The organism is Pseudomonas sp. NPDC077451, assembly GCF_044543345.1.
Classification (GTDB): domain Bacteria; phylum Pseudomonadota; class Gammaproteobacteria; order Pseudomonadales; family Pseudomonadaceae; genus Stutzerimonas.
Window position 1 is genome coordinate 99572 of record NZ_JBITVX010000005.1, and the last position, 23450, is coordinate 123021.

Sequence of the window (23450 nt, forward strand, 5' to 3'; positions counted from 1 at the left end):
CGATCAAGTTGCAGCCAGCGGTGCTCGGCTGAGCTCCGTCGCTAGGCTACTGTTATCATGGCGGCATTACCTACTGGACCAGCCCCATGTCTGATATTTCCGATCTCGACGGTTTCGAGGAAAAAAGCAAAACCCAGGTCAAGCGCGAACTGCATGCTCTCCAAGATCTGGGTGAACGCCTCGCTACCCTAAAACCCGATGTGCTAGACCGCCTTCCACTTACCGATGCACTGCGCAAGGCGCTTGCCGACTCACCGAAACACACTGCGCATATCGCGCGCAAACGCCACCTGCAATACATCGGCAAACTGATGCGTGATCAGGATGTCGATGCCATCCTCGCCCTGGTCGACCAGCTCGATGCCTCAACCCGCCAGTACAACGAACGCTTCCACGCACTAGAGCGCTGGCGCGACCGTTTGATCGCTGGCAATGACGAGACACTCGAAGCCTTCATCATCGAATATCCCGAAACAGACCGTCAGCACCTGCGCGGCCTGATCCGCCATGCCCAACACGAAGCTGCGCGGGAAAAGCCGCCGGCCGCCAGCCGCAAGATCTTCAAGTACATCCGCGAGCTGGACGAAACCCAACGGGGATTGCGTTAAACCAAGCTGCAGGCCGCAACCCCGATCCATAAGCACAGCGCCGCAGGTCTCTGGCCTGCGGCTGCCTTCAGGCCCCGGTTCCTCCGACCGTAATCCCGTCGATTTTCACGGTCGGCTGACCTACGCCGACCGGTACCGACTGGCCGTCTTTTCCACAGGTGCCGACGCCGCTGTCCAGGGCCAGATCGGTACCCACCATCGACACTCTATTCATCACCTCGGGCCCGTTACCGATCAGGGTCGCCCCCTTCACTGGCGCGGTAATCTTGCCGTCCTCGATCAGATACGCCTCGCTGGTCGAGAACACGAACTTACCGCTGGTGATGTCCACCTGCCCGCCACCGAGACTCGCGCAGTAGATCCCCCTCTTTACCGAGCGAATGATTTCCTCTGGGTCACTTTCGCCCGCCAACATGTAGGTATTGGTCATCCGCGGCATTGGCAGGTGAGCATAGGATTCGCGCCGTCCGTTGCCGGTCGGTGCAACCCCCATCAAGCGTGCGTTGAGCTTGTCCTGGATGTAGCCCTTGAGTATTCCGTTCTCGATCAGCGTGGTGCACTGCGTCGGCGTGCCCTCGTCATCGACGCTCAATGAGCCACGCCGATTGGCCAGTGTGCCGTCATCTACGATGGTGCACAGCTTGGAGGCGACCTGCTGACCTATCCGGCCGCTGTAGGCCGAACTGCCCTTGCGATTGAAGTCGCCTTCCAGGCCATGCCCGACTGCCTCGTGCAGCAATACGCCCGACCAGCCCGGCGCTAACACTACCGGGAGCGTCCCGGCGGGTGCGGCAACGGCATCCAGATTCACCAGCGCTTGACGCAAGGCCTCGCGGGCATAGCCCATTGCTCGGTCCTCGCTGAGAAAATATTCGTAGCCGGTACGGCCGCCGCCGCCCTGGCCACCGCGCTCACGACGTCCGTTCTGCTCAACGATAACGCTGACGTTGAAGCGCACCAACGGACGTATGTCGGCCGCCATTCCGCCATCCAGGCCAGCCACCAGAATGTGTTCCCATACGCCCGCCAGGCTTACGGTGACTTGCTTGATACGCGGATCCAGCGCCCGTGTGGCGACATCGATACGCTTGAGCAGCTCGACCTTTTCTGCTCGACCGAGCCCGTCCAGCGGATTGTCCTGACCGTACAGCGGCGAAAAAGCTGCTTTGGACAGCACTTTGACACGCCCCTGCTGGCCGTTTCTGGCAATCGAACGAGCCGCTTCGGCGGCCTGGCGTAGCGCCTCGGCAGTGATCGCATTGCTGTAGGCGAAGCCGGTCTTTTCACCGGACAGCGCGCGAACACCTACGCCTTGCTCCAGATGGAAACCGCCTTCCTTGACGATCCCATCTTCCAACACCCAGGACTCGGTCACCTGATCCTGGAAATAAAGGTCGGCGGCGTCGATCCCGGGGCCTGCCAACTCGCCAAGCAACTCAGGCAAGTCATCAAGGCCCAACCCGCCCGGGGTTAGCAAACGCTCGGTGACAGGTAACAACATTTCACTCATATCTACTCCAATGTCCCCGAAACGATACGGGGCGTGGTAAAACGACGATGATCCAGCACCGGCATACGTTGGCGCGTCTCCGCCTGACCAACCGTGTCTCGCCCGACGACCAATGCAGCCTCGCCGGTTGTTTGCTCGCGCATCACTCGGCCCCAGTAATCAACAATAGATGAATGGCCGTGGGTCAACCGCCCGCCTGGGTGTTCGCCACCCTGCGCTGCCGCCAGCATATAGCATTGCGTCTCGATGGCCCGCGCGCGCAACAACATCTCCCAATGCGCCTGGCCGGTCACTTCAGTAAACGCCGACGGAACACTGATCAACTCGGCTCCAGCCAGACGCAGAGCCGTGTACAACTCAGCGAATCGCAGGTCGTAACAGACACTCATGCCCAGCCGACCAACCGGCGTGTCGACAACCACCAAGCGGTCGCCTGCCGCATAGTCATTCGACTCCTGATAGCGGCCACGCGCATCGCTGACTTGCGCATCGAACAGATGCAACTTGTCGTAGCGTGCTACTCGCTGCCCCTGATCATCCACCAGCAGCGAGCAAGCCCGAACCTTGGACTGCGGCTGACCATCCGCCGGCAGCGGTAGCGTGCCAGCAACTATCCATAACCTGAGGTCGATGGCAGTCCGTTTCAACCAGGGCAGTATCGGCCCGATCCCTTCGGCTTCGGCACGCCCGACTGCCCGCAGATCGGTGCGGCCCATGGCTGCGAAGTTCTCTGGCAGCACCGCAAGCTGTGCGTCCGCCTCAGCGGCTCGCTCCAGCAGCCGTCTGGCGTTGGCGAGGTTCGCCAGGATGTCGGCCTGGCTGGCCATCTGAATTACCGCTAGGGTCACATTGGGACTCTCTCTGCAGCACGCTTCCATCTGTCGGAACGCGGATCAGTTGGGCTTTTCGAAGGGCTTATCGAAACTGATTTTCGGTGCCTGCCAAGGCCCCTCGACGCTGTATTGAACAGTCGCAAAGCGTGCGACCTTGTCGCCCAACAATTTATCGACGACGAACAGGGCGCCACCGATGGCCGGTGCGCCGACAATCAGCGCGGCCAACGGTAAGTTGTTGCTCACTGGGAGCGTCACCAACAGCTTGGCGTCGATGCGATCCTCGACCAGATCCAGGCGGCCATCCAGCTCGAGGTTGCTGGAGGGCCCTGCGACTGTCAGCGGCTCGGTCGTCACGTAGACGCCGTTCGTCGCACGCAACTCGGCCTTGATTCGGTCGTAGCTCAGGCCCTTGCTGAACAGGTCCGAAAAATCCAGCCGCAGCCGCCGCCCAATCGAATCGAAATTCAGCAAGCCAAATACCCGTAGCGCCTGCGCGCCGCCGTCTACCTCACGGAGCTGGCCCTTGCGTAACCGAGCGTCGAGCCGGCCGGAGAACCGATTTAGCGCGAAGACCGCCGGTGAGCCCGACCAGCCGCCATCCACGTCCAGCCGGAAATCCTCGCTGGTGGTCGAGGGTGCGAAGCCCCAGGCCAGCAGAACATCGGCAAGATCCCCACCCTCCAACCGACCTTTGTACCAGGTCCGCGAACCGTTCCATCCGCCAGTACCGCCGATCTTCAGCCCCTTGAGATTCAGGTTGAGGTCAAGAAATGTGACCCCCTCTGCGCTGGGTCGCATCTTCAATGCGCCCGCCCCCAGCAGCTCATCGCCCCGCAGCAGTTCGGCTACGGCAATATCAACCGCAGGCAGAGCCTTCGGATCGACGCCAGCCAGGGGATCCTGAAACGGCGCCTCAGCGTCCTTTGGTTCGGCGCCCGGAAAGCGCAAGCGCGACAGGTCAACCGCGATCGGCTCGCCCTCGGCATCTGGCAAGCGAACGGTCCCCGCCACCGTGTCGCTCTGCAAGCCAAGCCGCCAGCCTGCTCGCCGGCGCTGCAGGTCGACGCGAAGATTTTCGACCTCTGTGCCAAGTCCAGAAAAGACACCGATTTCGAGTTGAGCGCGCCGTAACATCGAACCGCCTGGAGCCGTTGCCGCTCCGCCATATTGATCCAGCAAGGTCTGCCACTCGCTCAAATCGAAGCGCGGCACGCTGCCGCGCACATAGAAGCCCTCATCGGTGCGCAGGTTCGCCGCAGCGCCACCGAGCACCAACTCACCGCCGCCCTCGCGCCAGTCATTGTTCGGCGCGACGAAGGTCAGTGCTGCCAGCGCGTCATATCGGAGCGTATAGCGCTGCCGCTCACCACCGAAAGTCATACGTAACGTCGTGTCGCGCCGCTCCCCGGCCGTTTTGCCGAACGGCGCAGGAAGCGCCAACGTGGTGCCCAACAGAGAGGAGTCCACCTGCAGATGGTTGTCCGTACTACTCAGAAAAAGGCTCAGCCGCAGGGGCAGCGTCCCTGAGGCAGGCAAGGGTTGTTCAATGTTGCGCCAGGCCAGAAGTGGAGGCACGCCGACCGTCCCGGTCGCTTCGATCCGCGTGGATGGTCTGCCCGGTTCGCCGGACGCAAATGCCCGCCCCTTGATCGCACTGCCCAGCGCGCGACCCTGAAAAGCCTTTGCACTGAAGCCACGTTCGCTGTCGTAGCGAAAGGCACCGTCCAGCGCCCCGATTTGCAGATCCGCCTGTGCGATGTATAGAGAGGCATCAGCCGTCGAAAACTCGGCATCGACCTGAGGCTGCCCGCCTTTGGCTAGAGGAATGCCCAGCCTGAGCCTGCCGCTCAACGGCCCATCGCCGTGCCAACCGGCAAATAATGTATTCGTGCCGATTGGCGCCACCTGCATCAGGGTCAATGCATCCCGAACATAGCCGTCGACCTGCCCGTTGATTTTCAGCATTGGCGCCTGGGCATCGTGGTTGCGAAGGATCTCAGCCGTCGCGTCGTGCACACGGCTGTCGAGCATCCGTGCATCGGCGAGGCGCACGCGTACTCCGCTGTTCTCGATGAGTACCTCTGCGCGACCTTCACGCAACACCGGCCAGCCCGGCTGGAACGCTAACTCGGCATCTTTCACCTTGAAGTACAGGCTCAGGCTGCGCGCGGTAACCGCAGCGTCCTTGTTCAGCGAACCCTGATACTGAAAATAGCCCTGCTCGACCGTGCCGCCGCGAATCGCGGTGTTCAGCCACTCGGTCAATGCCGGGCTCAGCGCTGACGAGCGTGTCGGCAGATACTTCTCGGTGTAGCGCGCGTCTCCATCTGATAGGCCAACACGCAAGTCCATATAGTCCTCAGCAGCCGGATCGCGCATCAGACGGATGAGGAAATCGCCAGCAATATGGCCCTCTTCGCCTTCCACCTGCAGGTAGGGCGCGGCGAGGGTGAACGCCTGATCGTCAAGGGTCCAACGGAGGCGTCCACGGGCACGTTGATAATCCCAAGGGCGCGGAAACAGTTTGGCCAGATGCAGCGCGAAATCCCGATTATCGAAGCGCAGCTCGCCCCCGCCCAGATTGCCCCGCACCTCGCCGCTGACGTTGCGCACAGCCGGCACCCACTGATGAGCAGCGATACTGATTGCATCGAGGTTGGCAGTGAAGGCCAGGCGCTCGTCACTGGTCGCCGCGGGCCGATAATCGACTTGCAGATTGCGCAGCGTTCCGCTGGGAGCAAGACCTCGCAGATATTCGCTGGCCAACTCAGGCAGTGGCAGTATCGCCTCAACCAGTTTTGCCACCGGCGCGACAGCGATGCGATCAGCCTGCAATCGCCAGCTCTCCTCAGCAAGATTCTGCTGAACAACCAGCGTTGTATCCCGCCAACGGTCATCGTCGAAGGTGAACGCCAGCCCGTCGAACTGGAGCCGGTAGCCCTCGCTCGCTCGGTCAATGTAGGCATTTACCACGAGATCCTCGATCGTTAACGGACCACCTGCCTGCCGGCCCAACTGCACCGCGGGCGCATTCAGCCGAGCGACTGCTCGAAACAGTCCGCGCTCGCGCCAGTCGAGCCACACCTCGCCGCCCGCCTTGAGCTGCTCGAGGTTCCAGCTTCCAGTCAGGCTCGCAGGCAACCAGGCCGCCCAGTCACTTTGCGGCAAGCTGAGGTACAGCTCAGCGTCGCTGGCCAGCCAATCCGTCGGCTGAACCTGCGCCTCGGCATGCAGGCTCAGCGGCTGCCCATCGGGAAGCAACAGGCGACCATCCAGCGCTAGACGCTGCCCCAGGCTGTGCAATTCGAGATTGGCGTAAGTCAACGTCAGAGGCGCTTCGTCGAGCGCCTCAACGGTAATCTGGCTATCCAGCAACCGAAGATGCCCGATACTCTGCAATCGAGTGATCAGCTGCGACAGGTTCAGAGGCGGTTGGTCAGCCCGCTCGGGCAGGCCATCGACACGCCATTTACCTTCAGCCGTCTGCACCAGACCGAGGTGTAGGCCGGCCAATTCAACGGTATCCAGTTTCAGCTGTCGCGCCAGAAGACTGCCCGAAACGTCAGGCACCAGAGCGAAACGATCCAGGCGCACCGCCCCGTCGCCCTCACCGAGAATCACATTATGGGCCACCAGTTGAGGAGCGAAGCCCTCCCAGCGACCTTCCAGCTGGCCGAGCGTAACCGGCATATTGAGCAGGTCGCGCGCTTTGTCTTGAACCTCGAGGCGATATTCAGCCACTAGCGGCACCAACTGCCGCCCGAGGCTCACATAGAGCGCAAGCAATATGAGGCCCATTGCACCCAGCCAGAGGCTGCGGCGCAAAACGGCCAGCACGATAGCCAAGAGCCGACTCATACGGATACGCTCCGCGCGCCCAGGCCCAAGCGGCCAGGCTTGCATCTAGTCAGAGCAGCACCACGTCGTACTGTTCCTGGGAATACATGGTCTCCACCTGGAATTTGATCGAGCGGCCAATGAAGCTCTCGAGATCAGCGACGTTGCCCGACTCCTCATCCAGCAGCCGGTCAATGACCTTCTGATTCGCCAGTACCCTATAGCCTTCAGGCTGGTACGCGCGTGCTTCACGGAGGATCTCCCGGAAGATCTCGTAGCAGACGGTTTCCGGAGTTTTCAATTTGCCCCGCCCTTGGCAACACATGCAGGGCTCGCACAACACCTGCTCGAGGCTTTCGCGGGTGCGTTTGCGGGTCATCTGCACCAGGCCCAGCTCGGTGATGCCGATGATGTTGGTTTTGGCGTGATCGCGTTCAAGCTGCTTTTCCAGCGTACGCAAAACCTGGCGCCGGTGTTCTTCATCTTCCATGTCGATGAAATCGATGATGATGATGCCGCCGATGTTGCGCAGTCGCAGCTGGCGCGCAATCGCGGTGGCCGACTCGAGGTTGGTCTTGAAAATGGTTTCTTCGAGGGTGCGATGACCGACGAAAGCACCTGTGTTGACGTCGATGGTGGTCATCGCTTCGGCCGGATCAATGATCAGATAACCGCCAGACTTGAGCATGACCTTGCGCTCGAGCGCTTTCTGGATCTCGTCCTCGACGCTGTACAGGTCGAAGATCGGCCGTTCACCGGGGTAATGCTCAAGGTGCTCGCCGAGCTCGGGCATCAGCTCACCGACGAACTGGCTGACTTTCTGAAAGTTTTCCCGAGAGTCGATGCGAATCTTCTCGATACGCGGATTGACCAGATCACGCAGGGTGCGCATGGCCAGAGACAAGTCCTCGTAGATGATCGAGGGCGCGCCGGCCGTTTTCATTTGCCCGTCGATTTGCTCCCATAAGCGGCGCAGGTAGCGGATGTCCATCAAAATCTCATCGCTGCCGGCGCCCTCCGCTGCGGTGCGCAGGATGAAGCCACCGGTTTCCTTGATCCCTTCGGCCGCAACGCACTCAGCCACTACTTGCTTGAGACGTTCGCGCTCGCCTTCATCCTCGATACGCAGAGAAATCCCGACATGGCTGGTTTTGGGCATGTACACGAGGTAGCGCGAAGGTATCGATAACTGAGTCGTCAGCCGCGCGCCCTTGGTGCCGATCGGGTCCTTGGTCACCTGCACGACCAAAGCCTGCCCATCATGGACCAACGCGCTGATCGGTTCGACAGCATTGCCTTCACGGCTGGAGATCTCCGAGGCATGGATGAAAGCCGCGCGTTCCAGCCCGATGTCGACGAAAGCCGCCTGCATGCCGGGCAGGACCCGCACCACCTTGCCTTTGTAGATGTTGCCGACGATGCCCCGACGCTGGGTGCGCTCAACGTGCACTTCCTGCAGGACACCGTTTTCCACCACCGCCACCCGCGACTCCATGGGGGTGATGTTCATCAGGATTTCTTCGCTCATTATTGTTCTCGGCCGATGGCGGTGGGTATAGCAGCCGAAGCTGACGAGTTGGCTCGATTCTAACGGCATAAGCCGCCAAGCCCCAGGCTCTATACCGAGCTTTTACACCAGTAGCGGAGCCCATATGCGTCGAGCAGCTGGGCCGTTTCACACAACGGCAGCCCAACCACTGCCGAATAGCTGCCTTCCAGCGCGCTTACGAAGACCGCACCCCAGCCCTGAATCGCGTAACTGCCTGCCTTGTCTTGAGGCTCGCCACTGGCCCAGTAGGCTTCGGCTTCGTCGGCACTGATCGGTCGGAAGCGCACCCGACTGGTAACCAGACGCACCTCGCAACCCGACCGGTTAGCCAATGCAACGGCCGTCATCACCTCGTGCTCACGCCCAGAGAGGGCGCCCAGCATTGCCAGAGCATCCGCCTTGTCGACCGGCTTGCCCAGAATTTGCTGATCGAGCACAACCGTCGTGTCTGCGCCCATCACACAAGCAGAGTCGTCGCTTACAAGCGACAGGCCAGCCAAGGCCTTCTCCCGCGCCAGGCGCTGGACATAGACGTCAGGCGCTTCCGCCGCGCTGGGCGTTTCGTCGATAGCGACGGAAAGAAGAGAGAATGGAACGCCGATCTGAGTCAGCAATTCACGGCGTCGTGGCGACGCGGAGGCAAGAAACAAAATGGGCATGCCGGCTCCTTGGTGGACGAGCGCAGCAGATTCACACATCCGAACAACGATCGAAAGCCGTCTGGAAGTTCAATAGACGTTGAAGCGCCGCCGCGCCCATTCCAGCCCGACAAACACCCAGGGCCAAAAGAGTGCACTGACCGGTACGGGGACCAGAAACAACAGTGTCGGTGGTCGGTTGCCGGTCAGTGTATTGAGCCACAACTGCACCAGTTGCCCGATTCCTAGAATCACCAGCAGCACCAGGCTTTGCTGAAGCAACGGGAACATACGCAGGCGCTGTTGCAGGCTCAGCACCAGAAAGGTAATCAACAGCAGTGGTAAGCCGTTCTGCCCAAGCAAAGTGCCCGACAACACATCCAGCATCAGCCCAAAGAAGAAGGCCGCTGCCATCCCTCCTCGATGCGGCAGGGCGATTGCCCAGTAGGCGATGAACATGCCGAGCCAGAGCGGACGCGCCAAGCCGAAACTCTGGGGCATGGGGGCCACGCTCAGCAGTAGCGCCAGCAACAGCGACAGCCAGATAACCCAGCCATTGTTTGAACGACCATTAATCATGGCCGCTCCTCCGGTGCAGGTGCCGGTGATGGCGATGGCGATGGCGTATCGGCCCCTGTTGGTGCAGCGGGCGCGGCGGGCGCCGGCTGCTCCGAAACCGCACTGTCGCCAGCCGTTGCTTCTTCCGCCTTGCGGTCGGCGGACTCCTGAGCCTGGGCCGCAGCAGTCGCTCGCTCTTCAGGCGTCCTTGCATCGCTGAAGACCAGCAACAGGTAACGGCTGCGATTGAGCATGGCGGTTGGAATGGCGCGAACGATCAGGAAGGGCTGACCGGAGCCGCGAACCACCTCCGTGACTTGGGCAACCGGATAGCCACTGGGAAAGCGCTGCCCTAAACCGGAACTGACCAAAAGATCGCCTTCTTTGATGTCCGCCGTCTCGGCGACATGACGTAACTCGAGATAATCCGGGCTCCCGGTGCCAACCGCAATGGCGCGCAATCCATTGCGATTGACCTGCACCGGAATGCTGTGCGTCACGTCTGTCAACAGCAGCACGCGTGCCGCGTAGGGCATGACCTCGACGACCTGCCCCATCAGCCCGCTGGCGTCGAGCACTGGCTGGCCGAGAAACACGCCGTCGCGCTCCCCCTTGTCAATCAGGATGCGGTGGGTGAAAGGATTCGGGTCCAGCCCAATCAGCTCGCTGACGATCACCTTGTCGTCAACCAGCGCGGCAGAGTTGAGCAATTCGCGCAGGCGCACGTTCTGCTCCGTCAGCATCGCCAGCTTTTGCAGGCGCCGCTGCATGAGCAATGCTTCGGCCTTCAATTTTTCGTTTTCGGCCACCAGGCTGGTGCTGCTGCTGATCTGTTCGGTCGCCCGCTGCCAGGTGCGAACCGGTAAATCGGCCAGCCAATAAAAGGGGGTGAGCACCAGCCCCATCTGGCTACGCAAAGGCTTCAGCGTCTCGAAACGCGCATCCACCACCATCAGCACGACACAGAGCACGGAGAGCACCAGCAAGCGCACTCCGAGCAAGGGTCCTTTGGCGAAAAGCGGTTTGATGGGCGGGTCCTCGCAGCTGCAGGCTTCACACTAAACGCGAAAAGCCGAGAGCAGGGCAGGCCCTGTCATCGGCTTGTAATTAGAGCCTGTTAGCTCACTCCGTGGACAGCAAATCCATGGCGTGACGGTCCATCATTTCCAGTGCCCGGCCGCCGCCGCGCGCTACGCAGGTCAGTGGCTCTTCAGCGACGATGACTGGCAAGCCGGTTTCCTGCGCCAGCAGCTTGTCCAGGTCACGCAGCAGGGCGCCGCCACCCGTCAGGACCAGGCCGCGCTCGGCGATATCGGAAGCGAGCTCTGGTGGTGACTGCTCCAGCGCACTCTTGACCGCCTGAACGATGGTGGCCAGGGACTCTTGCAGCGCCTCGAGCACTTCATTGGAATTGAGGGTAAAGCTTCGCGGTACGCCTTCGGCCAGGTTGCGGCCACGTACGTCGACTTCACGGATATCGCTGCTTGGAAATGCGGTACCAATTTCCTGCTTGATGCGCTCGGCAGTGGACTCGCCGATCAGGCTGCCGTAGTTACGGCGTACGTAGGTCACGATGGATTCGTCGAAACGGTCACCACCGACGCGAACGGATTCAGCGTAAACCACGCCATTCAGCGAAATCAGGGCGATTTCAGTGGTGCCACCACCGATATCCACGACCATGGAGCCGCGCGCTTCGTCTACTGGCAGGCCGGCACCGATGGCGGCGGCCATGGGTTCTTCGATCAGGAACACTTCACGCGCGCCCGCGCCCAAGGCGGACTCGCGGATCGCACGACGCTCAACTTGCGTGGACTTGCAGGGCACGCAGATCAACACCCGCGGGCTGGGCTGCAGGAAGCTGTTTTCGTGAACCTTGTTGATAAAGTACTGAAGCATCTTTTCGCAGACGCTGAAGTCAGCGATGACGCCATCTTTCATTGGGCGAATGGCGTTGATGTTACCTGGGGTGCGCCCAAGCATGCGCTTGGCGTCGGTACCCACGGCGACAACACTCTTCTGGTTGCCATGGGTACGGATGGCAACGACCGAGGGCTCGTTCAGGACGATGCCGCGATCGCGCACATAAATAAGGGTATTGGCAGTGCCCAGGTCGATCGACAAATCGCTGGAAAACATGCCACGCAGTTTCTTGAACATGGGTAAAGGGCCCTGGGGCAAACGCGTGGGGAAAAAAGTGCCGCAAACTCTAACAATGGTGCGAAGTTAGGGCAAGGCGAGAGTCCGTGCTTATCGGGCCATACGTGAGCCATTGCGCGAAATGCATACGCCTCGGAAAAACCCCGCAAGGCGCAGCCGTGCTACCGAGAAGCCCCCCAGGCATGTAAGATTGACGGCTTTTCCGGGCTCGAATGCCCACTGCTGCGGCTCGAACCCGCCGCCCCTCGTCGTGCTTTGCCGACGAAAGGCGCACCCGACTCGCTTCCCGCTGGAGAATCCCGATGGCGCTTGAACGCTCCGAGGTGGAAAAGATCGCTCATCTGGCCCGCCTGGGTCTGAATGAAGACGACCTGCCCCGCACCACCGAGACCCTGAACAACATCCTCGGCTTGATCGATCGCATGCAAGCCGTGGACACCACGGGCATCGAGCCCCTGGCCCACCCACTGGAAACCAGCCAGCGTCTGCGTGCCGACGCGGTCACTGAGACCAATCAGCGCGACGCCTACCAGGCCATCGCCCCGGCTGTAGAAGACGGTCTGTATCTGGTTCCGCGGGTGATCGAGTAATGAAGGACGCCGACATGCATCAACTGACCCTCGCCGAGATCGCCCGCGCGCTGACAGACAAGCAGTTCTCCGCCGAGGAGCTGACCCGTTCGCTGCTGGCACGCATCCAGCAACTCGATCCGCAACTGAACAGTTTCATCACCGTGACCGAAGAGCGGGCGCTTGACCAGGCCAAGGCAGCCGATGCGCGCCGTGCCAATGGCGAGAACGGCGCGCTGCTTGGCGCACCGATCGGTCATAAAGATCTGTTCTGCACCCAGGGCATTCGCACCAGCTGCGGCTCGAAGATTCTCGACAATTTTCAAGCACCCTACGACGCCACGGTCGTCGAACGCCTCGCTGCTGCTGGCGCAGTCTCGCTGGGCAAGCTGAACATGGATGAATTCGCCATGGGCTCGGCCAACGAGTCGAGCTACTACGGCGCCGTGAAGAACCCTTGGGACACGAGCCGCGTACCCGGCGGCTCGTCCGGTGGTTCCGCTGCAGCCGTCGCGGCGCGCCTGTTGCCTGCGGCGACCGGCAGCGATACCGGCGGCTCGATTCGTCAACCGGCTGCGCTGACCAACCTTACCGGCCTCAAGCCAACCTACGGACGTGTTTCACGCTGGGGCATGATCGCCTATGCCTCCAGCCTCGACCAGGGCGGCCCAATTGCCCGCACGGCTGAAGACTGCGCTTTGATGCTCGGCGCCATGGCGGGTTTCGACCCGAAGGATTCAACCAGTGTCGACCAGCCGCTGGACGACTATCTCGGCGCACTGACCAAGCCGTTGACCGGCCTGCGTGTCGGCCTGCCGAAGGAGTATTTCGGTGATGGTCTCGATAGCAAGATCGCCGACGCGGTAATGGCGGCGGTCGAAGAGCTGAAGAAGCTCGGTGCCACGGTGAAGGAGATCAGCTTGCCGAACATGCAGCACGCGATCCCTTCTTACTACGTGATCGCGCCAGCCGAGGCCAGCTCCAACCTGTCCCGCTTCGACGGCGTGCGCTTCGGCTATCGCTGCGAGAACCCGGTGGATCTGACCGACCTCTACAAGCGCTCCCGCGCCGAAGGCTTCGGTGATGAAGTCCGCCGACGCATCATGGTCGGCACCTACGCTCTGTCCGCCGGCTACTACGACGCCTACTACCTCAAGGCACAGAAGATCCGTCGCCTGATCAAGAACGACTTCGTCAGTGCCTTTGGTGAGGTGGATGTGATCCTCGGCCCGACCACACCGAATCTGGCATGGAAGCTTGGCGAGAAGAACAACGACCCGGTCTCGGCTTACCTCGAAGACATCTACACCATCACGGCCAACCTTGCGGGCATCCCGGGCCTCTCGATGCCGGCTGGCTTCATCGACGGCCTGCCGGTGGGCGTGCAGTTGCTGGCCCCATATTTCCAGGAAAGCCGCCTGCTCAACGTTGCTCACCAGTACCAGCAGGCTACCGAGTGGCATAAACAAGCACCGAGCGGATTCTGAGGACGAACACATGCAATGGGAAACCGTGATCGGGCTGGAGATCCACGCACAGCTCGCGACTCAATCGAAGATCTTTTCCGGTAGCGCCACCACCTTTGGTGCCGAGCCCAACACCCAGGCCAGCCTGATTGACCTGGGTATGCCAGGCACCCTGCCGGTACTCAACGCCGAAGCGGTGCGCATGGCCTGCAAGTTCGGCTTGGCGATTGACGCCGAGATCGCCGACAAAAACGTCTTTGCGCGCAAGAACTACTTCTACCCGGACCTTCCCAAGGGCTACCAGACCAGCCAGATGGACCACCCCATCGTCGGCAAGGGTTATCTGGACATCACCCTGGAAGAAGGCACCACACGCCGCATTGGCATTACCCGCGCGCATCTGGAAGAGGACGCCGGCAAGAGCCTGCACGAAGACTTCCAGGGCATGAGCGGCATCGATCTGAACCGTGCCGGCACGCCGCTGCTCGAGATCGTCTCCGAGCCGGACATTCGCTCGGCGAAGGAAGCGGTGGCCTATGTCAAAGCCATCCATGCGCTGGTGCGCTACCTCGGCATCTGCGACGGCAACATGGCGGAAGGTTCGCTGCGTTGCGACTGCAACGTTTCGGTGCGCCCGAAAGGCCAAGCCGAGTTCGGCACTCGCGCCGAGATCAAGAACGTCAACTCCTTCCGCTTCATCGAAAAGGCGATCAACCACGAAGTGCAGCGTCAGATCGAGTTGATCGAAGACGGCGGCAAGGTGGTCCAGGAAACCCGCCTGTACGACCCGAACAAGGACGAGACGCGCTCCATGCGCAGCAAGGAAGAAGCCAACGACTACCGCTACTTCCCCTGCCCCGACCTGCTGCCGGTGGTGATTGAGCAGAGCTTCCTCGACGAGGTGCGTGCCAGTCTGCCGGAACTGCCGGTGCAGAAGCGCGAGCGTTTCGAGCGCGAGTTCGGCCTGTCCACTTACGACGCCGACGTGCTGGCGGCCAGCCGCGAGATGGCCGACTACTTCGAAGCGGTGCAGAAGACCTGTGGTGACGCCAAGCTGTCAGCCAACTGGGTCATGGGCGAGCTGTCCAGCCTGCTGAACAAGGAAGGCTTGGACATCGAGCAGTCTCCGGTATCGGCCGAGCAACTGGGCGGCATGATCCTGCGCATCAAGGACAACACCATCAGCGGCAAAATCGCCAAGATGGTCTTCGAAGCGATGGCCGCCGGCGAAGACTCGGCTGACGAGATCATCGAGAAGAAAGGCCTCAAGCAGGTCACCGATTCCGGTGCCATCGAAAAGATGCTGGACGAGGTGCTAGCCGCCAACGCCGAGCAGGTCGAGCAGTACCGTGCCAGCGACGAAGCCAAGCGCGGCAAGATGTTCGGCTTCTTCGTCGGCCAGGCCATGAAAGCCTCAAAGGGCAAGGCCAATCCCGCTCAGGTCAACCAGTTGCTCAAGAGCAAACTGGAAGGCTAACCGACACGGGCCCGACAGGGCCCGTTCCTTGTTGAAGCCCACCTTGGCACTGCAACCTCATCGTCGAGTGAACGGTGGCGCAGGTCGGCGATCCAAAGCTGACATGACCGAACCAGTAACCGCAGCCTGATCCGTTCAGGAAGGATTGCTTATGCAAACCCGAATACTGACCGTCCCGATCCTGCTTGCCTTTGCCGCCGGCTGCACCGAGTCGCCAGAGGCAGACGCCACCGAAAGCGCCGTCATCCAGAAGGGCAAGGCTTCGTATTACGCCCGCAGCTTCCAAGGGAAGGAAACGGCCAGCGGAGAAACGTTCAACCAGAACGAATTGGTGGCCGCCCACAAAACGCTGCCCTTCGACACGCGTGTGCAAGTCACTAACCTGGAAAATGGCAAGCAAGTCACCGTGCGCATCAATGACCGCGGACCTTTCAAGCCGGGCCGAATCATAGATCTGTCACGAGTAGCGGCGAATCGAATCGATCTGCTCGACGAGGGCATCGCCCCAGTGAAGATCGAAACGCTGGACTGATTGCCCGGATTGCCTTCAAAGGAACACTGATGAGTTTGATAACCCTGGCCTACCTAATCGGCGGCCTTGTGCTGCTGGTTGTTGGCGCTGAAGCGCTGGTACGTGGCGCCTCCAAACTGGCTGCACGCTTCGGCGTTTCGCCACTGATCATCGGCTTGACCGTGGTTGCGTTCGGCACCAGCGCACCGGAAACGGCGGTGAGCATCCAAGCCTCGCTGAATGGCAACGGGGATATCGCCGTCGGCAATGTGATCGGCAGCAATATCGCCAACATCCTGCTCATTCTCGGCCTGTCGGCCCTGATAGCGCCGTTGGTGGTGTCTCGCCAATTGGTGCGCCTCGACGTACCGGTAATGATCGGTGCAGGTCTGCTGACATTCGCGCTGGCGTGGAATGGCCGCATCAGCCAGATAGACGGCCTGATCCTGCTCGCGCTGCTGCTGGTCTATACGGGCTTTCTCGTGGTCGCAAGCAAGCGAGAAGCGCGCCTGCCGTCCGATGAGTTCCGCGATGAATACGGCGCAGACCGTAGCGCCAAGCCGCTCGGATGGATTCTCCAATTGACGTTGGTGCTGCTCGGCCTCGGTTTGCTGATTCTGGGCTCCAACCTGCTCATCGAGGGCGCGGTGGCCCTGGCTCGGACGCTGGGATTGTCGGAGCTGGTCATTGGCCTGACCGTAATCGCCGTTGGAACATCCATGCCCGAACTCGCCACCTCGCTGCTGGCTGTCTACCGCGGTGAGCGGGACATCGCCGTGGGCAATATCGTCGGCAGTTGCATCTTCAACCTGTTGCTGGTGCTGGGCGCCGGAGCCGCGATTTCGCCCGAAGGCCTTTCCATTTCGCCAAATGCCTTGGCGTTCGACCTGCCCGTGATGCTTGCCGTGTTCGCAGCCTGCCTGCCGATCTTCTTTTCCGGGTACCGCATCAATCGATGGGAAGGCACCATGTTCTTTGGTTATTACGTCGCCTATACCCTCTACCTGATCATGTTTTCCACTGGGCTACCGGCGATCAATCTGCTGCGCCATGCAATGACTTGGTACGTATTGCCCTTGACCGCCATCACGCTTTTGGTGATCTTCCTGCGCGCCTGGAAACGCCAGCGCTGAGCATTATCCCTCCCCCTTCTGGAGCCTTATTTTCGTGTCCGCAATGACCTTTGTTTATCTGATAGCCGGTCTGGTACTTCTCGTAGCCGGGGCCGAGGTGTTGGTGCGGGGCGCTGCCAAACTGGCCGCTCAGTTCGGTATCCCACCGCTGATCATCGGTCTCACCGTGGTCGCCTTTGGCACCAGCGCACCGGAAACCGCAGTTAGCGTGCAGGCTGCGCTCAACGGCAGCGGCGACATCGCCATTGGCAACGTACTCGGCAGCAACATCGCCAACGTTCTGTTGATTCTCGGCGTGACGTCGCTGGTCGCACCGCTGATCGTCTCTCGCCAGCTGATTCGACTCGACGTGCCCATCATGATTGGTGCCAGCCTGGTCACCTATGCCCTGGCGTGGGATGGCTCGCTCAGTCGCCTTGACGGTGCATTGCTGTTTTCAGCGGTGATCGGTTACACGCTGTTTCTGATCATCAGCAGCCGTCGTGCCACTGCTGCGGCCACAGCCGACGACGAGTTCGCCAAGGAGTTCGGTCTCGACGAAACACCCAAGCGTTATGCCTCTCTGATTAACGCCGGCCTGGTGGTTGCCGGCCTGGTTCTGCTGGTGACCGGCTCGAATTTTCTGGTGGAAGGAGCCGTGTCCCTGGCTCGCGCCTTGGGTCTATCGGAACTGGTCATCGGCCTGACGGTGATCGCTATCGGCACCTCGCTGCCGGAACTGGCTACGTCAATCCTCGCGGCCATACGCGGCGAACGCGATATCGCCGTCGGCAATATCGTCGGTAGCAACATCTTCAATCTGCTTTGCGTGCTGGGGCTGGCCTCGCTGGTATCACCCGATGCGATCAGCGTAGCTGCCAATGCATTGGCTTTCGACTTCCCGGTCATGATCGCCGTCGCCCTGGCTTGCCTGCCGATCTTCTTTAGCGGTTACGCCATCAATCGCTGGGAAGGTCTGCTTTTCGTCGCGTACTACGTCGCCTATACCCTCTATCTGGTGCTGGTCAGCACCGGCCGGCCGTTGGCTGAGGTTTTCGGCGATGCGATGATCGGCTACGTAGTGCCTCTGACCATGGTGACCTTGCTGGTGATCTCCGGTCGGGCCTGGAAGACCCAGCGCAACTGACGCACAGGGCCGGCTGGTCAGATCCAGCCGGCCCAGCCCAGCAGAAACAACCCAACATTGATCGTCAACGCCGCGCCGAGCGTGGTGATGACGATGATGGTGGCGGCCAGCTGATGGTTGGAATTAACCGCCCGCGCCATAACGAAGCTGGACGATGCCGTCGGGCAGCCGAAGTAGAGAAACAGGATTCCAAGTTCAGCGCCGCGAAAGCCGCATAGCCAGGCGCCTAGCGTCGCCAACGCCGGAAACCAGACCATCTTCATCAGGCTCGAGCTCATCGCAACGCTGCTGCTTTCGCGCAACACCGAAATCGACAGCGTGCCGCCAATGCAGATCAGAGCGAGCGGCAACGTCAGCTGGGCGAAATACTGACCAGATGTCATCAGCCAGTCGGGCAATGCGATTTGCCAGTAGGCGAAAGGGATCGCCGCAGTCACCCCGATAATCAGCGGGTTGCGCAAGATGCTGCGAATGATCGCCCCGGCGTCGGCCTGGCCATCCGGGCTATAGATCGCCAGCACCACCGCGGACAGGCTGTTGTACAAAAGGATCACCAGACCAGCCAGCACACCGCCTAGTGACAGCCCGTAGTCGCCGTAGAGGCTGGTCGCCAACGCCAACCCCACCACCCCATTGTTGCCGCGGAAGGCGCCTTGTACATAGACGCCGCGGTCGGCGACCGGACAGCGCCAAAGCGCCCAGGCCCACGCCAGCAGAAATCCTCCCACTGTAGCGGCAACGTAATAGACGAGCAGTGTTGGCTGAAGCGCGGCGCTCAGGTCCGCCTTGATGACCGAAAGGAACAGCAGGGTTGGCATCGTGGCTTTGAACACCAGCGTTGATGCGGTGTGAATGAACGCACCATCGATCAAGCGCAGGCGCATCAACGCGACGCCGATGAACAGCATCACGAATACCGGAGCGGTGACGCTCAGGGTCTGCAGAACCATGGGCAGCATGGCGAGGCTCGAAAAGAAGAGTCAGGACGGGACGATACGGTAATGAACATGCCGGATCGGGCCATGGGTCGCCTATCGATCCGGCATTAGGCAAGCGCTGCGCCAAGGGCAGAAACCAATGGCGCTGGCTTGTATGGCGATCAGCGCCGCACGGGACGCTTCTGCAGTTTGCGCTGCAGGGTGCGACGGTGCATCCCTAGCGCGCGAGCGGTAGCGGAAATATTGCCGTCGTGCTCGGCAAGCACTCGCTGGATGTGCTCCCACTGCAGGCGATCCACCGACATGGGGTTTTCCGGCACCAGCGTATCCAGATCGGCATGTTTCGAGAGCAATGCTGCCAGCACGTCGTCTGCGTCGGCGGGCTTGCACAGGTAGTTGCATGCTCCGCGCTTGATCGCTTCCACGGCGGTGGCGATGCTCGAATACCCGGTCAGGATCAGCACCTTCATTTCCGGGTCCAGCTCGAGAAGTTTAGGGAGCAGCACCAGCCCGGAGTCCCCCTCCATTTTCAGGTCCAGCACCGCGTAATCAGGTAGCTCCTGCTTGGCCATCTCCAGGCCTTCTTCCGCCGACCCGGCAATGCTGACGTGCAGACCGCGGCGGCTCATGGCGCGTGCCATGACGCGAGTAAAGGTCGGGTCGTCGTCTACCAGCAGCAGATGAGGCTGTTCTTCGCCTTCGTGCTGCAACTCTTCGGTCATGTTTGCATTCCTCGCGTAATGATCACGTCTGATCAGGCCCGAACCGAGCCATGCGGCAGACGCAGCTCGGTCAGGGTGCCACCCTCTTCGTGATTGTATAGCTTCACAGTGCCACCGGCGCGCGTAACGCTCGCCTGACTCAGGAACAGGCCAAGACCAAACCCCTTGCCTTTGGTTGTGATGAACGGCCTGCCGATCTGTTCGGCGATCGCCAGCGGTACACCCGCGCCGTGGTCGCGGATGGTCAATCTGATCCACTGTGCGTCCCAATCCAGACGAATGTCCAGGTTGTCCGGGCTGGCATCGGTGGCGTTGTTCAGCAGGTTGAGCAGCGATTGCCCCAGATCCGCTGGGGGCATCAGGCGCGGCGGAGTGCCTTTGCCCAGGCACTGGAAACGATAGGTGGCTTCCGGATGCATCAGATGCCAGCGCTGCAACACCGACTCGACCCACTCACGTACGGTCTGTTCGACGATGGCCTGGCGACGATCGGCTTCAGCCGCACGGACCAGCTGGCGCAGGCTGTCTTTGCACAACTGAACCTGCGATTGCAGCAATGCCAAGTCCTCGCTGAGCTCCGCAGGCTCCTTGTAATCCTGACGCAACTCCTTGAGCAGCACACTCATGGTCGCCAATGGCGTGCCCAGCTCATGAGCGGCTCCCGCAGCCTGTGTCGCCACGGCCAACAGCTGCTGGTCGCGCATGCTTTCTTCACGACGCTGAGCTTGAAGCTGCTCCTGACGGCGCAGTTGTTCGGCCATGCGCGCCACGAAAAAAGTGATCAGCGCCGCCGCCAGCGCAAAACTCAGCCACATGCCATACACCAGCAGCGTGGTGCGATCGACCGGCGGCACGATGACCGGGTCGTACCACACCAGCATCAAGGTGTATCCAGCAAGCGCGAGTCCGGACAACGCCACCGAATACAGCCACGGCAGCGTTGCCGCCGCAATGGTCAGCGGCACCAGGTAGTAAGAAACGAACGGATTGGTCGAGCCACCCGAGTAATACAGCAGGGCGCTGTGGATCAACAGATCGGTCGCCAGGTGCCCGGCATATTCAAGCTCCGTCACCGGCCAAGGTCCGCGCAGCCGCAACGCCGTACCCAGACAGATCAGCGCTGAAACACCAAGCGTGACCCCCAGATGAAACCAGGGCAGACCGAACAGCTGGGTGGCGTAGGCGAGCCCTACCGCACCGGCCTGGGCAGCCAGCACGAGAACGCGGATCAGGGTGAGCAGACGGAGATTCTGGCGGCTGGCAGACAGCAGGTGAACGGATGCGTACATGGGGTCTCCAAAGGAGCCACGAGTATAACCAAGCCGCCCGAAACACAGCCTGTCTGCGGCAACGCGCCGCACGGAAAAACTGCGCACTGGCGAGCAAAGGACTAAAGTCTTTGCGCCGCACCGTTGGTGCCCTCGAATTCAGGAGTTTCCATGTTCGTTTCCGTTCCGCGCAGCATTGCGCTGTTGGCCTGCATAGCCTGCCTTCCCGCTGTAGCCGACGAGCAACATTACAATCAGATTTCCCTGCGCGCCGAGGCCAGCAGCGAGGTCGCCCAGGACCGCATGCATGTAACGCTGTTCACCGAGTCGCAGCACGAGGACCCGGCGCAGCTGGCAGCGCAAACGACTAGAACGATGAACAAGGCACTGCAGCGCGCCCGGCAGGCGAAAGAGGTCGAAGTCAGTCAGGGCAGCCGTAGTAGTTACCCCGTCTATGAGGAAAAGGGTCAGCAGATCACCGCTTGGCGTGAACGCGCCGAACTGCGCCTGGAAAGTGGAGACTTCGCCGCGCTCTCCAAGCTCACCGGAGAGCTGATGCAAGACCTGAAGATGGGCAGCATGCATTTCAGCGTGTCTGACTCGATCCGCCAACAGAACGAAGACGCCTTGCTCAAAGATGCGGTAACTGCCTTCCGCGCCCGCGCGCAGCTGGCGACCGAGGCGCTGGGCGGCAGCGACTATAGGATCGTCAGCCTCAACCTCACTAGCGCCGGCAATTTTCAGCCCGAGATGATGCGCAGCGTGTCGATGAAGAGCATGGACGCCATGCCTACGCCGGATGTAGAAGCCGGCACCCGGCAGATCAGTATCAATGCCGATGGTGTGATCGAAGTGCAGATGCCCTGAAGCCATCTCACGCGGCCCACAGTGGGCCGCGTCTAGGTATTACGGCTAGCAACAAGCGTCGACGATGATCACCAGACCACGTTGATAAAACGCTAGAACCAGCCTGATGCCAGACACAAAAACGCCGCGAACTTCGCGGCGTTTTGCATGGCGATGACGCTTAGATGTAGTAGGCCTTCAGCGGCGGGAAGCCATTGAACTCCACGGCGCTGTAGCTGGTGGTGTAAGCACCGGTGGACAGCCAGTACATGCGATCCCCGATGGCCAGGTTCAGCGGCAGGCCGTACTTGTAGTTCTCGTACATGATGTCGGCGCTGTCGCAAGTCGGGCCGGCGATGACCACTTCTTCCATCTCGCCCTTCTTCTCGGTCCAGATTGGAAACTTGATGGCTTCGCCCATGGTTTCGATCAGGCCGGAGAACATGCCGACGTCGGTGTAGACCCAACGCTCGACGGCGGTACGCGATTTACGCGCCACCAGCACCACTTCACTGACCAGGATGCCGGCGTTGGCGATCAGCGAGCGGCCCGGCTCGAGAATGATTTCCGGCAGCTCATCACCGAAGTCTTCCTTGAGGAAGCGGATGATTTCTTCGGCATAGGTTTCAAGGCTGTTGGTGCGGGTGATGTAGTTGGCCGGGAAGCCGCCACCCATGTTGATCATCTTCAGCTCGATGCCGTCTTCTTCCTTCAGGCGCTCGAAGATCACCTTGACCTTGGCAATCGCGGCGTCCCATACGGAGATGTCGCGCTGCTGCGACCCAACATGGAAGGAGATACCGTAAGGTTCCAGCTTCAACTGACGCGCCAGGATCAGCAGATCCATGGCCATGTCGGTCTGGCAGCCGAACTTGCGCGACAGCGGCCAGTCCGCAGTGGTGGAGCCTTCGGTGAGGATGCGTACATAGACTTTCGAGCCCGGTGCGGCCTTGGCGATGTTGCGCAGGTCGGCTTCCGAGTCGGTGGCGAACATGCGCACGCCCTTGTCGTAGAAGTAGCGGATGTCCTTGGCTTTCTTGATGGTGTTGCCGTAGCTGATGCGCTCCGGGCCGACACCGCGGGACATCACCTTGTCCAGCTCATAGATGGACGCGATGTCGAAGCTCGAGCCCTTATCGCGCAGCAGATCGATGATTTCGACCGCAGGGTTGGCCTTCACGGCGTAGTAGACCTTGGCGAAGTCGAAACCGGCGCGCAGATCGTCGTACGCCTTGTCGATGGTTGCGGTATCGATGACCACGAACGGTGTTTCGTGCTGGTCAGCGAAGGTCTTCATCTTCTGAAAGGTGGATTGGGAATAGTAATCTTCGATCTTGATCGACATGCATGGCTCCAAATCGGGAAACGTAAAATCGGATTAGGGGTGAGCAAGAACGCCTGATCAGTTTCCCCACTTTGGTTCGCCTACTTCCCAAGGCATGTCGCCGAGTATCACGGCCAGGCCATCGCAGCCGGTGCGCTGGCCTGGTGAATCTCTCGTCGTCAGTACTTGAGCCGGATGGATCGTTGCCAGCATGGACGTTCGGGCGCGAACTGTAGAACCACTGCTGTTCCAGATCAATGAAAAATCCGCGCTCGCTCCGTTTTCTGCCCCATCGGCGAACCTACCCTATTCAAACCGACCGATATGACGCAGGGATGTTCCTCCGACGAGACGCAAGGTCTCCGTCCTCGGCA

The 23450-nt window shown here is 60.8% G+C and carries 20 protein-coding genes; 8 read left to right on the plus strand and 12 right to left on the minus strand.

The window, feature by feature from the left end; translation table 11 throughout:
• Positions 1–86: 86 nt before the first annotated feature.
• Positions 87–608, plus strand: coding sequence for a ribosome biogenesis factor YjgA (yjgA, locus tag ACIGHL_RS10370; RefSeq protein ID WP_128120051.1), 522 nt, complete (start codon positions 87–89; stop codon positions 606–608).
• Positions 609–675: 67 nt separating this feature from the next.
• Here the strand turns inward: yjgA and tldD are convergent, their stop codons facing one another.
• The 8 genes from tldD to mreB all read right to left on the minus strand — a co-directional run bounded on the left by tldD (position 676) and on the right by mreB (position 11696).
• Entirely contained in the window at positions 676–2118 is a 1443-nt protein-coding gene (gene tldD / locus ACIGHL_RS10375) for a metalloprotease TldD (RefSeq protein WP_128120052.1), read from the minus strand.
• Between the two features lie 2 nt (positions 2119–2120).
• Complete coding sequence (locus ACIGHL_RS10380; protein ID WP_128120053.1) at positions 2121–2966, minus strand: carbon-nitrogen hydrolase family protein; 846 nt, start codon at positions 2964–2966, stop codon at positions 2121–2123.
• 45 nt (positions 2967–3011) lie between these two features.
• Entirely contained in the window at positions 3012–6812 is a 3801-nt protein-coding gene (locus tag ACIGHL_RS10385; protein WP_128120054.1) for a YhdP family protein, read from the minus strand.
• A gap of 49 nt (positions 6813–6861) precedes the next feature.
• Complete coding sequence (rng, locus tag ACIGHL_RS10390) at positions 6862–8319, minus strand: ribonuclease G (RefSeq protein WP_128120055.1); 1458 nt, start codon at positions 8317–8319, stop codon at positions 6862–6864.
• Between the two features lie 89 nt (positions 8320–8408).
• The gene (locus ACIGHL_RS10395; protein ID WP_128120056.1) at positions 8409–8999 is read right to left on the minus strand and encodes a Maf family protein; all 591 of its coding nucleotides are present in this window, start codon (positions 8997–8999) and stop codon (positions 8409–8411) included.
• Positions 9000–9068: 69 nt separating this feature from the next.
• Entirely contained in the window at positions 9069–9557 is a 489-nt protein-coding gene (mreD, locus tag ACIGHL_RS10400; RefSeq protein ID WP_128120057.1) for a rod shape-determining protein MreD, read from the minus strand.
• On the minus strand, positions 9554–10537 hold the full coding sequence (gene mreC / locus ACIGHL_RS10405; protein ID WP_216707196.1) for a rod shape-determining protein MreC: 984 nt from the start codon (positions 10535–10537) through the stop codon (positions 9554–9556). The genes mreD and mreC overlap by 4 nt, the downstream gene beginning before the upstream one ends.
• 121 nt (positions 10538–10658) lie before the next feature.
• Positions 10659–11696, minus strand: a complete 1038-nt coding sequence (mreB, locus tag ACIGHL_RS10410; protein WP_045424672.1) for a rod shape-determining protein MreB — start codon at positions 11694–11696, stop codon at positions 10659–10661.
• 302 nt (positions 11697–11998) lie between these two features.
• Here mreB and gatC point away from each other — a divergent pair, with 302 nt between their 5' ends.
• The 6 genes from gatC to ACIGHL_RS10440 all read left to right on the plus strand — a co-directional run bounded on the left by gatC (position 11999) and on the right by ACIGHL_RS10440 (position 17978).
• Entirely contained in the window at positions 11999–12286 is a 288-nt protein-coding gene (gene gatC, locus ACIGHL_RS10415) for an Asp-tRNA(Asn)/Glu-tRNA(Gln) amidotransferase subunit GatC (protein ID WP_064480528.1), read from the plus strand.
• A gap of 14 nt (positions 12287–12300) precedes the next feature.
• Positions 12301–13752 carry an Asp-tRNA(Asn)/Glu-tRNA(Gln) amidotransferase subunit GatA gene (gene gatA / locus ACIGHL_RS10420; RefSeq protein WP_128120059.1) on the plus strand — a complete coding sequence of 484 codons (1452 nt, stop codon included), beginning with the start codon at positions 12301–12303 and terminating at the stop codon, positions 13750–13752.
• 10 nt (positions 13753–13762) lie between these two features.
• Entirely contained in the window at positions 13763–15208 is a 1446-nt protein-coding gene (gene gatB, locus ACIGHL_RS10425; protein ID WP_128120060.1) for an Asp-tRNA(Asn)/Glu-tRNA(Gln) amidotransferase subunit GatB, read from the plus strand.
• A gap of 151 nt (positions 15209–15359) precedes the next feature.
• On the plus strand, positions 15360–15740 hold the full coding sequence (locus ACIGHL_RS10430; RefSeq protein WP_128120061.1) for a septal ring lytic transglycosylase RlpA family protein: 381 nt from the start codon (positions 15360–15362) through the stop codon (positions 15738–15740).
• 29 nt (positions 15741–15769) lie between these two features.
• Positions 15770–16852: a calcium/sodium antiporter gene (locus ACIGHL_RS10435; protein WP_128120062.1), complete on the plus strand. Its 1083-nt coding sequence runs from the start codon at positions 15770–15772 to the stop codon at positions 16850–16852.
• Positions 16853–16886: 34 nt separating this feature from the next.
• The gene (locus tag ACIGHL_RS10440) at positions 16887–17978 is read left to right on the plus strand and encodes a calcium/sodium antiporter (protein ID WP_216707195.1); all 1092 of its coding nucleotides are present in this window, start codon (positions 16887–16889) and stop codon (positions 17976–17978) included.
• A gap of 17 nt (positions 17979–17995) precedes the next feature.
• Here the strand turns inward: ACIGHL_RS10440 and ACIGHL_RS10445 are convergent, their stop codons facing one another.
• The 3 genes from ACIGHL_RS10445 to ACIGHL_RS10455 all read right to left on the minus strand — a co-directional run bounded on the left by ACIGHL_RS10445 (position 17996) and on the right by ACIGHL_RS10455 (position 20927).
• Entirely contained in the window at positions 17996–18937 is a 942-nt protein-coding gene (locus tag ACIGHL_RS10445) for an AEC family transporter (protein ID WP_045424661.1), read from the minus strand.
• A 140-nt stretch (positions 18938–19077) separates the two neighbouring features.
• Positions 19078–19638 (minus strand): response regulator transcription factor, encoded by a 561-nt coding sequence (locus ACIGHL_RS10450; protein WP_045424659.1) that lies wholly within the window; start codon positions 19636–19638, stop codon positions 19078–19080.
• 32 nt (positions 19639–19670) lie between these two features.
• Entirely contained in the window at positions 19671–20927 is a 1257-nt protein-coding gene (locus ACIGHL_RS10455; RefSeq protein WP_045424657.1) for an ATP-binding protein, read from the minus strand.
• Between the two features lie 150 nt (positions 20928–21077).
• Here ACIGHL_RS10455 and ACIGHL_RS10460 point away from each other — a divergent pair, with 150 nt between their 5' ends.
• On the plus strand, positions 21078–21773 hold the full coding sequence (locus ACIGHL_RS10460; RefSeq protein WP_128120063.1) for an SIMPL domain-containing protein: 696 nt from the start codon (positions 21078–21080) through the stop codon (positions 21771–21773).
• A 160-nt stretch (positions 21774–21933) separates the two neighbouring features.
• Here ACIGHL_RS10460 and ACIGHL_RS10465 read toward each other — a convergent pair whose 3' ends face one another.
• The gene (locus tag ACIGHL_RS10465; protein WP_128120064.1) at positions 21934–23097 is read right to left on the minus strand and encodes a type III PLP-dependent enzyme; all 1164 of its coding nucleotides are present in this window, start codon (positions 23095–23097) and stop codon (positions 21934–21936) included.
• Positions 23098–23450: the final 353 nt, after the last annotated feature.